Origin of the sequence: Antrihabitans stalactiti, from assembly GCF_012932915.1 — a bacterium.
Taxonomy (GTDB): domain Bacteria; phylum Actinomycetota; class Actinomycetes; order Mycobacteriales; family Mycobacteriaceae; genus Antrihabitans; species Antrihabitans stalactiti.
The window spans coordinates 185,266-197,285 of the sequence record NZ_VCQU01000008.1 but is presented as its reverse complement, the minus strand read 5'-3'; the positions used below and the strand labels follow the sequence as shown (position 1 = coordinate 197,285).

Genomic DNA, 12,020 nt, shown 5'->3' with positions numbered 1-12,020 from the left:
CGACCTCAAACGCCTCGGTAAGTCGCCTTTCCCGGGCCGACATCGAGGAAACTCCGTACGGCACCGCGCAGGTCCTCGGTGTCGAACAGCGCTCCCGATACGTCCGGCGTGATGTCGTCCGCATGCGCCACACCGCCGGAACGCCAAGCGGCGATGATCTGCTTCGTCGCGTGGTGCGCGCGAGTCGGTCCGTCGGCGAGGCGCGCGACGAGTGCCCGCGCGGCCGCATCGACGTCCTCGTGCACGGCGTTGACGACTCCCCAGGAGTGCAGGGTCGCGGCGTCGTAGAGGTCGCCGGTCATGACGAATTCGCGGGCACGACCTGACCCCGCGCGTTCCGCCAGCCGCTGCGGCCCGCCCATCGAGGGCGTCAACCCCACGACGGTCTCCACCAGCCCGAATTTGGCCTTTGGTGCGGCGACGATGATGTCGCACGCCAGGGCGATCTCCAGCGCGGCGGTCAAGGTGAGACCGTGCGCCGCAAACACGACCGGGCACGGTAGCGACTCGATCGGATGGATGATGTCGGCGAAAAGTCGGCGCCACAGCTGCGCGCCCTCTTCGACGCTGAGCCCGTCGAACATATGGACATCCACGCCGCCCGACACGACCTTGCCCTCGGCGCGCAGCAGCACCGCCCGCGGTGGAGCCTCATCAAGAATCGCCACATTCGCGATGAGCGACTCCACCAACTCCTGGTCGAAGAGGTTCAGCGGCGGACTATCCAGCGTGAGGACCGCGAATTCAGCTCCGGCCTCTGTCGTTTCGCGTTCCAAGCGCGTACGGGGCGAGTTCATCCCCTCACAGTAAGCGGCGCTGAACAACAAGTTGTCAGCGCCGCTTATTTTTCGATGGCGGGCTCCGCCCGACTAGGCGGCAGGCACGGCGACGTCCTCGACCGGCTTCGGCAACTCCTGCGGGCGGCGTGTACTGGCGAACAACATCGACGCAATGAAGCCGATCACCAACACTCCGGCAGGGAGCAGCAGCGATTCCGCCAGCGCTGAATTGAACGCCTCGCGCACGAATGGCGGCAACGCACCGGTCTGGCCTTCGGCGGCACCGCCGTCGATGCCATGGGCCGACAACCGCGAGACGATAAGCGCCGCGACCGCGGCACTGCCGAGCACGGACCCGACCTGCCGTGTCGTGTTGTAGACGCCGGCTCCCGCACCCGCCTGCATCGGCGGAAGGTCGTGCGTTGCGGTAGCTGCGAGCGGTGCCCAGATGCAGGCATTGCCGACACCCATCAACACGATCGGAGCCATGTACTTCCAGATCTCGGTGTCGGTTTGCATGACTGCGGCGAACCACACCAGCGAGATCGAGAAGCTCGCGAACCCGACCGCGGGAATGATTCGCGGATGCGTCTTGTCGACCAGCTTGCCGACGAACGGGGCGAGGACTCCGGTGACGATGGCCATCGGCGCGAACAGGAAGGCCGACTTGGTCGGCGAGAAGCCGCGGACCGCCTGGGCGTAGAACATCGCAGGCAGGAACATCGCTGTGATCGCGAAGGCCATTGCCGTGATGCCCACGTTGGCGAGCGAGAAGTTGCGTTCCTTGAACAGCGAGAGCGGCAACAGCGGTTCGGTCTTGACGCGCGACTGGTACCAAATGAAAGCGATGAGCACCGCGACGCCGAATGCGATCAGCAGCCAGATGCCGGCCGACCAGTCGTAGTTGTTGCCCTCTTGGAGTCCGAAGACGAGGCAGAACAGACCGATCGCGCTCAACGCGATACCGAGGAAGTCGAAGCGATGCTCATGGGTCTCGAGCGCCGGAACGAAGATCCATGCCATTCCGAACGCAATGAGGCCGACCGGCACGTTCACGTAGAAGATCCACTGCCAACCAGGTCCGTCGACGAGGAGGCCACCCGCGATCGGCCCGACCAGCGACGCGACACCCGCGACTGAACCCCAGAGGCCCATTGCTGCGCCGCGCTTGTCCGGCGGGAAGATCCTCGTGATGACGGCCATCGGCTGCGGCGTCATCATCGCTGCGCCGAAGCCCTGGAACACCCGGGCGGTAATCAGCATTTCGATGTTCTGCGACAGCCCGCAGAACAGGGAAGCAATGGTGAACAGCACCAAGCCGCCAAGATAGATGTTCTTGGGGCCGAAGCGATCTCCCAATCGGCCGGTGATGAGCAGCGGCACGGCGTACGCAAGCAAGTAGGCGCTCGTCACCCAGATGACGTTGTTGATGTCGGTACGCAGGTCGTTCATGATCGCGACATTGGCGACGGACACGATCGTCATGTCCAGCAGGATCATGAAGAACCCCAGGCACAGCGCGCCCAGCGCGCGCCATGGATTGAGCACTTTCTCCATGTTGATCGTCCTTACTTCTCGTTGGGGCTTCTGATCAGCCACGGCAACTCGCCGCTGTCGATCTGACTCACAAGTTCGCTGAGCCATTTCGCCTCGGCTTTTTGGATGGTTCCGGTGTATTCGACGGCAAGCCAGAACACTCTGGGGACGTCGAGTTCGCGTGCTACTTGCGCGACGGCGTCAAGTTCGTCGATATCGTTGTGAAGCAGTTCTATTCGTTCTTTCAACAATTGCGCGACCTCGTGCGCAGGCAGATTGTGCGACTCCGCCAGCGCAACCGGAAACAACGGATACTCGCGGATCGGAGCGCCGAGAAGCTCGGTGATTCGCGCCCTCAGCACCTCCTCACCTTCGTGAGTGACCTCGTACATCGTCCGTTCGGGCCGGTTTCCTTCCCTGTCGGTCCCGGTCGCGCGGACCAACTTCTGCTCGGCCAGGCGATCGACCGTGTGATAGAGCGAGCCCGGCCGGACCTTGACGATTCGGTCTTCTCGTCGCTGCACGAGGAGCTGATACATCTCGTACGGATGCATGGGGCGTTCGGCCAACAGCGCGAGCACCGAGATACCCAACGGCGTCAACGTCATCTCCCCATCACCTCCACCCGAACGACGTTAGCGGGACGGTCCGACATGGTCCGCACCAATTATTCCGTCCGGAATATACGGCGCGGAAGTCGCGGGCACAACACGCGGAGTCGCAATCAGGGGGTTGGCTACAGTGATTCGATGCCGGAATTCATCAAGACCCGCATCACGGCCGACGGACGCGACGGTTACCCCGTCGAGCCCAATCGATACCGACTCGTCGTAGCGCGGGCGTGCCCGTGGGCGAATCGCACCGTGATCGTTCGCCGGCTCCTCGGACTCGAAGACGTCATCTCGATGGGCATGTGCGGACCGACCCACGACGAGCGCAGTTGGACCTTCGACCTCGACCCTGGCGGCGTAGACCCCGTCTTGCGGATCCCACGAATCCAGGAGGCATACTTCGCCCGCTTCCCTGGATACGAGCACGGCATCACCGTTCCTGCGATCGTCGACGTCCCGACTGGTCAAGTCGTCACCAACGACTATGCGCAGATCACCCTCGATTTCTCGTTGGAGTGGAAGGCTTTTCACCGCGACGGCGCACCGGACCTCTATCCGGCCGCCCTGCGCGCCGAGATCGACGAGGTCAACGAACTGGTCTACAAAGACATCAACTCCGGCGTCTACCGGTGCGGTTTCGCGACCTCGCAGGAGGTGTACGACAAGGGTTACGACCGGCTCTTCGCTCGCCTCGACTGGTTGACCGACCGCCTGGCGACGCAGCGCTACCTGGTCGGCGACACGATCACGGAGGCCGATATCCGCCTGTTCACCACGCTGGTTCGGTTCGATTCGGTCTACCACGGCCATTTCAAGGTCAATCGGAACAAGCTGTCGGAGTTGCCGGTGCTGTGGGCGTATGCGCGCGATCTGTTCCACACGCCGGGTTTCGGCGACACGATCGACTTTCCCCAGATCAAGGAGCACTACTACAAGGTCCATACGAATATCAATCCGACGCAGATCGTCCCCCAAGGTCCGGACCTAGCCAACTGGCACGACCCGCACGGCCGGGAAGCCCTGGGAGGCAGCCCGTTCGGCGAAGGCACTCCCCCAGCGCCACCGAAGCCTGCCGAAGCCGTTCCGGCCGGACACACCGCATGACGCGCGTGTCGATCCTCGTCGCCAACCGTGGCGAGATTGCACTCCGCATCATCCGGACCGCGCGCGAACGCGGCTTCGACACCGTCGCCGTCTACGCCGACGACGACGCCGACAGCCCGCACGTGCATGCGGCGACCACCGCAGTGGCACTGGGCGATTCCGGCCCCGCTGGGTATCTGAATCAGCAGGCTCTACTCGCCGCAGCGACATCGACCGGCTGCACGCTTGTCCATCCCGGCTACGGATTCCTCAGCGAGAATGCCGAATTCGCCGACGCGTGCACCAACGCCAAACTTACGTTCGTCGGACCCGATTCGGCGACGCTGCGACTGTTCGGCGACAAGGTCGGGGCACGGGCCGCGGCGATCGACGCCGACGTACCGGTGCTGCCTGCAACGGACGCTGGGGCGACGGTCGAACAGGTCCGGGCCTTCCTGGCCGAGCATGCCGACGGCATCGTCATCAAAGCGCTCGCCGGCGGCGGTGGACGCGGAATACGCTTGGTGCACAACGAGTCCGAGGTCGACGACGCATACCGCGCGTGCGCGGCGGAGGCACTGCTGGGCTTCGGCAACTCGGACCTGTTCGCCGAGGCGCTCTTCACGGATGCGCGCCACATCGAGGTACAGATTGCCGGAGACGGCAGCGCTGCGGTGGCACTGGGCGATCGCGATTGCAGTGTGCAGCGAAGGCAGCAGAAGCTGATCGAAATCGCACCAGCGCCGAACCTTTCGGACACGACGCGAGAGGCATTGCACGCCGCTGCCACGCGGTTGTGTTCATCGCACGGTTACCGCGGCCTCGCGACGGTCGAATTCCTCGTCAAGGGAAACGAATTCGTGTTTCTCGAGGTCAACCCGCGAATTCAGGTCGAACACACCGTCACCGAGGAGGTCACCGGACTGGACTTGGTCGGCGTGCAACTCGACATCGCGCAGGGCAAGTCGACCGACCACCTGAGTTCTGCCGCACACGGTTTCGCGTTGCAGGCTCGCGTGAACATGGAGACGTTCGACGAACTCGGCAACGTCGTGCCCACGGCGGGGACGCTGACTTCCTTCGCACCGCCGACCGGCCGTGGCGTTCGCGTCGACACCTTCGGCCGCCGGGGGCTGCGCCTCAGCCCGCGGTACGACTCCCTGCTCGCCAAGGTGATCACTCACACCGACGACCTCGCCGCGCTTGTCGACAAAGCCGACGCCGCGCTCGCCGAGTTCGATATCGACGGCATCGCCACCAACATCGCGTTCCTGCGGGCAGTACTGTCCGACAAGACTTTCGAACCGGGAGCGGTGTCGACGTCGTGGCTCGGCGACCGGCTCGTCGACCTCGCCGCACGCGCACTGGACGCCCATCCGGCAGCCGCGACCCCCACCATCGAATTGCGTGCCGACGAGACCGCCATCCGCACGAACCTCAGCGGCGTCGTCGTCGAAATCGCCACCGAAGGAGACGTGGTCGCGACCGGGTCGCCGGTCGCCGTGCTGGAGGCGATGAAGATGCAGCACGCGCAGCCGGCGTCGCACGATGCCGAAGTGGTCCGGGTCCTCGCCCGTCCCGGTCAGGCCCTCACGACAGGCGACGTCCTCGCGATCGTGCGCGCAACCGGCACCGACACTGCGTTGACCGCCAACGTGATCAACGATCTCGACACCGTCCGGAGCGATCTCGCCGAAGTCCTCGACCGCCACCGACGCACGCTCGACGAGGCACGGCCCGCGGCAGTCGCGAAGCGCCACAGCACGGGCAGGCGTATGGCGCGCGAAAACATCCTGGACCTCGTCGACGACGGCAGTCTCGTCGAATACGGGGCACTCGCCCTTGCCGCGCAACGCAGTCGGCGTAGCGAGCAGGACCTGATCGACAACACACCCGCCGACGGCCTGATCGGCGGTCTTGCCACCATCGGCGCCGAAACCTTCGGCGCGGCAGCGGCATCCGCCGTGGTGATGTCGTACGACTACACGGTCCTTGCCGGTACGCAGGGCATGCGCAACCACTCCAAGACCGACCGACTGCTGGAACTTGCGACACGGCAGCAGGTTCCGGTCGTGCTGTTCGCCGAGGGAGGTGGCGGCAGACCAGGCGATACGGACGCCGGCGCCGCGTTCGGCCTCGATCTGGACACCTTCAAATCGCTCGCCGCACTGAACGGTTCGGTGCCGCTGGTCGCCGTCGTGTCAGGTCGCTGCTTCGCCGGAAACGCTGCTCTGGCAGGCGTATGCGACGTGCTGATCGCCACGCCCGATGCCAACATCGGGATGGGCGGTCCGGCGATGGTCGAGGGCGGCGGGCTCGGCACCCATCGCCCTACCGACATCGGTCCCATCGAGGTCCAGCGCCGAAACGGCGTCGTCTATCTCGTCGCACGCGACGACGCTCACGCGGTCGCGCTGGCCAAGCAGTACCTGTCCTACTTCCAAGGCGACGTCAGCGAGTGGACCGCGCCGGACCCACGGATCTCGCGACACGTCGTGCCGGAGAACCGGTTACGCGCCTACGACGTCCGCAAGGCCATCGAGTCGATCGCTGACGTCGGGTCGGTCCTCGAGTTGCGTCCCGATTACGGCGTCGGCGTCGTTACCGCGCTCGTCCGCGTCGAAGGCGCCGCGTTCGGCATGCTCGCGAACAGCAGTCATCACCTCGGCGGCGCGATCGATGCCGAAGCGTCCGACAAGGCTGCCGATTTCCTGACCCTGTGCCAGTCGCACAACCTTCCAGTTGTGACGCTTTGTGACACACCAGGTTTCATGGTCGGGCCGGAGTCCGAGAAGGAGGCGACGGTCCGGCGGTTCGGCCGGATGTTCATCGCGGGCGCACGTCTGACCGTTCCGTTCGGGACCATCGTCCTGCGCAAGGGCTACGGCCTCGGTGCGATGGCAATGGCGGGCGGCTCGTTCCACGCCGGTCAGTTCACGGTCGCGTGGCCGACCGGCGAGATCGGACCCATGGGCTTGGAAGGTGCGGTCCGGCTGGGGTTCCGTAAGGAGCTCGAAGCCGCGGACAACCCCGCCGAACTGTTCGACCAACTCGTCGCCATGGCTTACGAACGTGGCAAGGCCCTGTACGCCGCAACGACCTTCGAACTCGACGACGTCATCGACCCTGCCGACTCCCGAGCCTGGATCAGCCGTCTCAAACTGTGAGCGAATTTCACCCCCGGAAGGGTGAGACGCGCGCACGGGGTCAGGTGCCCGCGTAGGTCCCGAAGCTCCAGAACACGCCCTCCGGGTCGCGGACCGAAAAGCCCCGCGACCCGTAATCTTCGTCGCGCAACCCGCGGCTGACCGTCGCGCCCGCGGCGACCGCGCGCTCGAACAATTCGTCGGGATTGTCGATCACGATGTAGACGGAGCCAGCGCCGACCGGGTGGTCGTCGAGTCCGCCGCCTTCGCGGCCGCCCGAACTGAGCATGACGGCGCCGCCGCCGGGCCAGTTCAGCTGAGCATGGTCGACTCGGTCACCTTCGCCGTACACCGCCGCCTCTTCGAAACCGAAAGCGTCGACAAGGAACCGGATCGCAGCACGCGCGTCGCGGTACTGGACGATCGGAAAAATCGTTGTCTGGGCAAGTGCTGTCTCGTTCATACCGCCAAGTCTGCGAGCTCCGGTGTCGTCGAGTCTTGGACGAATGTGAACACCTCGCTCGCGCGCCATTTCGACGGCGACATACCCGCGAGATCGCGCCAATCCCTGGCCATGTGCGCTTGGTCGTAGTATCCGCACATTGCGGCGACGTCGGCCAGCGAAGGAATTTCGGGTCGACGCAAAATCGCATGAGCGGCGCTGAACCGCGCAATCCTGGCCGAGTCCTTCGGCGTGATCCCGAATTCCGCCGTGAACTGATTCACCAGATGACGTCGGCTCCAGCCGATCTCCTCGGCGACGTCGCCGACGCGTGCTTGTCCGTCGTTTCCGGCGAGCATCGACCACGCCTGCTCGAGCGCCGGGTTCATGGGGGCGTCGTGAATCGAACACCGCTCGGCCCGCCGCGAAAAGATCTCGTCGAGTACCGCGAACCGTCTTCGCCAGTCCGGCGTCGACGAAACGCGGTCACGCAGCTCGCGGGCATCGGCGCCCAGAATGTCGTCGAGATCGACCATCCAGGCGCCGAGTTCGGCCGTCGGCATCCCGAAGATCGCTCGCGCGCCGAGCGGTGTCAGCCCCACCTGAATGCCGTGTTGGTTTCCGTCGTGCGCGATGGTGCACGGGACCACGGTGATGCCACTCGCGAGCGAGGTCCAGGACGTCGAGTGCTGGTCTGGATGCGACGCCTCGGCGATTTCGAGCGGGTCACCGATGGTGATGATCACAGTCAGGCTGGTCGACGGCATTCCGACGTGTTTCCCAGGCGGGAAGCCCGAGAGCCAGTATCCCTCGTAGCCGCGCACGAATTGGCGCAGCCTTGGGGTGGGGAGGCTGAATGCGCCATCCGAGACGCCGGTCATAGTTTCGAGGGTAGGCGGAACAGACCGGAATGTCCGTTCGTTGCCATAGAGTTCTCTTCCGACCAGAGCGACTTAGAAAAGGTGGGCAGCGATGGCGTTCTTGAAGGACAAGGTCGAGGGTGCGGTGAAGGCTGTGCTCGATGACGGCAGCCGCCTCCAGGCACCCACTGTGAACAAGTACGTCAACCGCGTCAGGCGGTCACATCCCAACGAGAGCCCCGCCGAGATCATCGAGCGCCTCGAGAAGATGTTCCTGCTTGCGGTCACCGGCAGCGGTAGCGCCGTTGGAGCAACGGCTGCCGCGCCCGGCGTCGGCACCGCGGCGGCGCTGGCCGCAGCCGGTGCCGAGACCGCCTTCTTTCTGGAGGCCTCAGCCCTGCTGACGTTGGCGATCGCGTCGGTCCACGGAATCTCGCCCGAAGACAACGAACACCGCAAGGCGCTCGTGCTGGCGGTCGCGCTCGGCGAGAGCGGGATGGACATCGTCGAACGGACGGCTGGGCACGGCGCAAAGAACTGGGGTTCGCTGCTCGGCAGCCGCATCCCCGGCATCAAAGACATGAACGACTCGCTGCTCAAGAAGTTCATTTCCCGCTTCGTCGCGAAGCGTGCGGCCCTGATGGCGGGCAAGATCATCCCAGCCGGCATCGGCGCAGTGATCGGCGGTGTCGGTAACCGCACGCTGGGGAAAGGCGTGATCAACAACGCGCGCAACGCATTCGGACCCGCTCCCGCGCGATGGCCAGCGGAGAAGCTGATCATCGATCCGGACCCTCTACCCGCGGTTGAGAGTTGATAACGAAAGGCGTGAAACGGGCGCTGCGCCTGTAACGTTCGTCACCTCTGCAATGACAATGTCGTCGAAGCGAGGTGATGTTCGATGCCGCACAACACAGCCGAAATCGCGCTCCACGTCGAGCGTTCGGGCAATGGTCCGCAGACGTTGCTGCTCATCCACGGTTTCGCGGACAACTCTGCGACCTGGCACAAAGTAGTCCCGACCCTCGGTGCCCATTTCCGCGTGCTGGCCGTGGATCTGCCTGGTTTCGGTCGAGCGTCGCGAGCGATGTCGGACCCTTTGATCCCTGGCTACGTCGAACTCCTTCGCGAGTTGCTCCGCGCGGAAGCGAACGGACCGGTCATGGTCATCGGCAACTCGCTCGGTGCTGTCACCGCACTCGCGCTCGCGACTGCACACCCCGAACTCGTCGACCGAGTTGTTCTCGCTGATATGCCGGGTATCGACCGTTTGCCCAAGGCTTGGGGCGTTGTCATGTCACGGCCCACCGAGCTGCTACTCCGAACAGCAGCGTTTCCGATACCGTCGCCGTTGCTCCGGCACGGCATCGGCCTCGCGTACGCCGCTGGGGCGATGCGGCATCCGCTGCAGCCTGGGTTCGCGGTCATGCGTACCGGCTTCGATCGCTACTACGCCGAGAAGGCGAATGTCCTTTCGCTGCTGCCAACCGGACGTCGCGTTCTCGCGAGTATCGCCGCGCTGCCGATCAGACGGATGATCAGGGAAGCGACCGTCCCGGTATTGCTGCTGTGGGGCCAACACGATGTCCTGACTCCGTCACGTAAAGCCCGCAGTTTCGTCGACGGACCGGCACGGCGGGTCGTCGTGATTCCCGATTGCGGTCATTGCCCCCAACTGGACAGACCGGACGAATTCCTTGCGGCCGTCATGCCGTTCGTTGCCCAGGAGATTCGCCGCGCGGGCTAATCTGGCCCGGTGACTTCGGGATTGTGGCAAGGCGCGTACCTCGAGGTCCATGGCCTCACCAAACAGTTTCGCTCGACGATCGCGGTCAACAACCTGAGCTTCGCCGCTCCCCCAGGCTCGGTGACCGGATTTCTCGGTCCGAACGGCGCTGGGAAAACGACGACTCTGCGCATGATGCTCGGCCTGATCCGGCCGACTGCCGGCACAGCGACGGTCGGCTCGGTTCCCTTCACCAACATCGCGGATCCCGCGCGAGCGGTCGGTGCGGTGCTCGACTCACTCAGCCTGCACCCCAAGCGGACCGCACTCGGTCATCTGAAGGTCTACGCAGCCGCGATCGGGGTGCCCGATACCCGAGCGCGTGAGGTTCTCGGTCTCGTCGGCCTCGCCGAGGTGGCCAACAGGCGCGCCGGGACGTTCTCGCTGGGCATGCGGCAACGGCTCGCCCTCGCGACGGCGGTGCTCGGCGATCCGCCGGTCCTGATTCTCGACGAACCGGCAAACGGGCTCGACCCCGAAGGCATTGCCTGGCTCCGCGACTTCTTGCGGTCGTACGCGAAACGTGGTGGAACGGTCTTGATTTCGAGCCATATCCTGCGTGAAGTCGAGCAAACGGTCGACAACGTCGTCATCATCAGTCGCGGATCCCTGGTGTACCAAGGTGCGCTCGATGCATTGCGTGGCGCGAATCGAAGCAGGATTCTCGTCGCGGCCTCCAGCCCGTTCGGGTTGGCGAATGCGCTGGTCGCCAAAGGCATCACCGACGCGCACATGGTTCCCGACGGCCGGCTCGCGGTAGCGGGACTCACGAAGGAGCAGATCGACAGTGTTGCGCGGTCCGCGGGCATCGAAGTCTTCGGCACCGCCCTCGACAGCGTCGATCTCGAGCACGTCTTTCTGCAGTTGACGTCCGGACAGTTCGCTGCACAGCACGCACCGCCACCGCAGACCTACTCGCCACCACCGGGCTACTACCACGGTCCGACCGACGGAGTTCCGCGATGAATCTGTTGAAAGCCGAATTCCGCAAGGTGATCACACTGCGGTTCTGGTGGGCCCTGATGATCGGCCCGCTGCTTGTCGGGCTTGGCGCAAGCGCGTTCTCCGCGAGCGTATTACGCGACACCGACGATTTTCAGAGCAACGAACTCATCGCCGTCGCCGCCTTCGCCGGACTCATCGTCGCCGTCTTCACGACGATCATGTTCGCCGGACTTTTCGGCGCGCTCAACGCCGGCACGGAATTCGCGCACAAGACGCTGACCCCGACCTTCCTGACCGCCTCCGGTCGCGACGGCGTACTCGGCGCGAAAATTCTCGTCACTGCCGCGTTCGCCCTCTTCTACGGACTCGTGATCGAGATCGTCAGCGTGCTCGTCGTATTCGTGTTCTCGACCGGCGACGCCACATTCGACGGCGACGTCCTCGCATCGCTCGCACTCGGTCTCTACGTCATCGTGTGCTGGGGCGTGATCGGCGCCGGGTTCGGCATGCTGTTCGGGTCGAGCCTCGCGGCCGTCCTCGTCGTGACGGCGGGCCCGATCGGTGACCTCGTCCTTGGCACGATCCTTGCCGGGCTCGGCGCCGACCCCGTGCGCTATTGGCTGCCGCTGTTCACCACCTTCGGCACGATGATCGGCGGCAACGCCGAGGAAACGGATCTCTTTCCACCCTGGCCGATTCCACCGATTCTCATGTTCATCTACGCCGTCGTATTCGTCGGTGCCGGCTGGTTGGTAGCGCGGACCCGAGACGTCACGTGAGTTGACGGGTCGTGAGTCTTTTAGGAGTCCAGGGACTCCTAAAAGACTCACGA

The 12,020-nt window shown here is 64.7% G+C and carries 11 protein-coding genes; 6 read left to right on the top strand and 5 right to left on the bottom strand.

Annotated features, from left to right (window positions below):
* Positions 1-5: 5 nt before the first annotated feature.
* From FGL95_RS22315 to FGL95_RS22305, 3 genes are all read right to left on the bottom strand, one after another.
* On the bottom strand, positions 6-797 hold the full coding sequence (locus FGL95_RS22315) for an enoyl-CoA hydratase/isomerase family protein (RefSeq protein WP_169590853.1): 792 nt from the start codon (positions 795-797) through the stop codon (positions 6-8).
* 72 nt (positions 798-869) lie between these two features.
* Positions 870-2,336 (bottom strand): DHA2 family efflux MFS transporter permease subunit, encoded by a 1,467-nt coding sequence (locus FGL95_RS22310; protein WP_169590851.1) that lies wholly within the window; start codon positions 2,334-2,336, stop codon positions 870-872.
* An 11-nt stretch (positions 2,337-2,347) separates the two neighbouring features.
* Positions 2,348-2,923, bottom strand: a complete 576-nt coding sequence (locus tag FGL95_RS22305; protein ID WP_169590849.1) for a PadR family transcriptional regulator — start codon at positions 2,921-2,923, stop codon at positions 2,348-2,350.
* Positions 2,924-3,064: 141 nt separating this feature from the next.
* On the opposite strand from FGL95_RS22305, the gene FGL95_RS22300 reads away from it, so the two are divergent.
* Both FGL95_RS22300 and FGL95_RS22295 read left to right on the top strand, forming a co-directional pair.
* Positions 3,065-4,030 carry a glutathione S-transferase family protein gene (locus FGL95_RS22300; RefSeq protein ID WP_169590847.1) on the top strand — a complete coding sequence of 322 codons (966 nt, stop codon included), beginning with the start codon at positions 3,065-3,067 and terminating at the stop codon, positions 4,028-4,030.
* Positions 4,027-7,176 (top strand): carboxyl transferase domain-containing protein, encoded by a 3,150-nt coding sequence (locus tag FGL95_RS22295; RefSeq protein ID WP_169590845.1) that lies wholly within the window; start codon positions 4,027-4,029, stop codon positions 7,174-7,176. The genes FGL95_RS22300 and FGL95_RS22295 overlap by 4 nt, the downstream gene beginning before the upstream one ends.
* Positions 7,177-7,216: 40 nt before the next feature.
* On the opposite strand, the gene FGL95_RS22290 is transcribed toward FGL95_RS22295, so the two are convergent.
* Both FGL95_RS22290 and FGL95_RS22285 read right to left on the bottom strand, forming a co-directional pair.
* Positions 7,217-7,618, bottom strand: coding sequence for a VOC family protein (locus FGL95_RS22290; protein ID WP_169590844.1), 402 nt, complete (start codon positions 7,616-7,618; stop codon positions 7,217-7,219).
* Positions 7,615-8,478 carry a helix-turn-helix transcriptional regulator gene (locus tag FGL95_RS22285; protein WP_169590842.1) on the bottom strand — a complete coding sequence of 288 codons (864 nt, stop codon included), beginning with the start codon at positions 8,476-8,478 and terminating at the stop codon, positions 7,615-7,617. The genes FGL95_RS22290 and FGL95_RS22285 overlap by 4 nt, the downstream gene beginning before the upstream one ends.
* Before the next feature lie 91 nt (positions 8,479-8,569).
* Between FGL95_RS22285 and FGL95_RS22280 the strand changes: the two genes are divergently transcribed.
* The 4 genes from FGL95_RS22280 (at position 8,570) to FGL95_RS22265 (ending at position 11,967) form a co-directional block, all read left to right on the top strand.
* Entirely contained in the window at positions 8,570-9,274 is a 705-nt protein-coding gene (locus tag FGL95_RS22280) for a hypothetical protein (protein WP_169590840.1), read from the top strand.
* Positions 9,275-9,358: 84 nt separating this feature from the next.
* Positions 9,359-10,204, top strand: coding sequence for an alpha/beta fold hydrolase (locus tag FGL95_RS22275; RefSeq protein ID WP_240963223.1), 846 nt, complete (start codon positions 9,359-9,361; stop codon positions 10,202-10,204).
* A 9-nt stretch (positions 10,205-10,213) separates the two neighbouring features.
* A complete protein-coding gene (locus tag FGL95_RS22270; RefSeq protein ID WP_169590838.1) occupies positions 10,214-11,209 on the top strand; it encodes an ATP-binding cassette domain-containing protein in 996 nt (331 codons plus the stop codon).
* Positions 11,206-11,967 (top strand): ABC transporter permease, encoded by a 762-nt coding sequence (locus FGL95_RS22265; RefSeq protein WP_169590836.1) that lies wholly within the window; start codon positions 11,206-11,208, stop codon positions 11,965-11,967. The genes FGL95_RS22270 and FGL95_RS22265 overlap by 4 nt, the downstream gene beginning before the upstream one ends.
* Positions 11,968-12,020 lie beyond the last annotated feature (53 nt).

What these genes read in the sequence shown, in the direction of transcription:
- FGL95_RS22310 (WP_169590851.1), bottom strand. Translation starts at nt 2,336, where the DNA reads ATGGAGAAAGTGCTCAATCCATGGCGCGCGCTGGGCGCGCTGTGCCTG.
- FGL95_RS22300 (WP_169590847.1), top strand. Translation starts at nt 3,065, where the DNA reads ATGCCGGAATTCATCAAGACCCGCATCACGGCCGACGGACGCGACGGT.
- FGL95_RS22315 (WP_169590853.1), bottom strand. Translation starts at nt 797, where the DNA reads ATGAACTCGCCCCGTACGCGCTTGGAACGCGAAACGACAGAGGCCGGA.
- FGL95_RS22290 (WP_169590844.1), bottom strand. Translation starts at nt 7,618, where the DNA reads ATGAACGAGACAGCACTTGCCCAGACAACGATTTTTCCGATCGTCCAG.
- FGL95_RS22305 (WP_169590849.1), bottom strand. Translation starts at nt 2,923, where the DNA reads ATGACGTTGACGCCGTTGGGTATCTCGGTGCTCGCGCTGTTGGCCGAA.
- FGL95_RS22280 (WP_169590840.1), top strand. Translation starts at nt 8,570, where the DNA reads ATGGCGTTCTTGAAGGACAAGGTCGAGGGTGCGGTGAAGGCTGTGCTC.
- FGL95_RS22285 (WP_169590842.1), bottom strand. Translation starts at nt 8,478, where the DNA reads ATGACCGGCGTCTCGGATGGCGCATTCAGCCTCCCCACCCCAAGGCTG.
- FGL95_RS22295 (WP_169590845.1), top strand. Translation starts at nt 4,027, where the DNA reads ATGACGCGCGTGTCGATCCTCGTCGCCAACCGTGGCGAGATTGCACTC.
- FGL95_RS22265 (WP_169590836.1), top strand. Translation starts at nt 11,206, where the DNA reads ATGAATCTGTTGAAAGCCGAATTCCGCAAGGTGATCACACTGCGGTTC.
- FGL95_RS22275 (WP_240963223.1), top strand. Translation starts at nt 9,359, where the DNA reads ATGCCGCACAACACAGCCGAAATCGCGCTCCACGTCGAGCGTTCGGGC.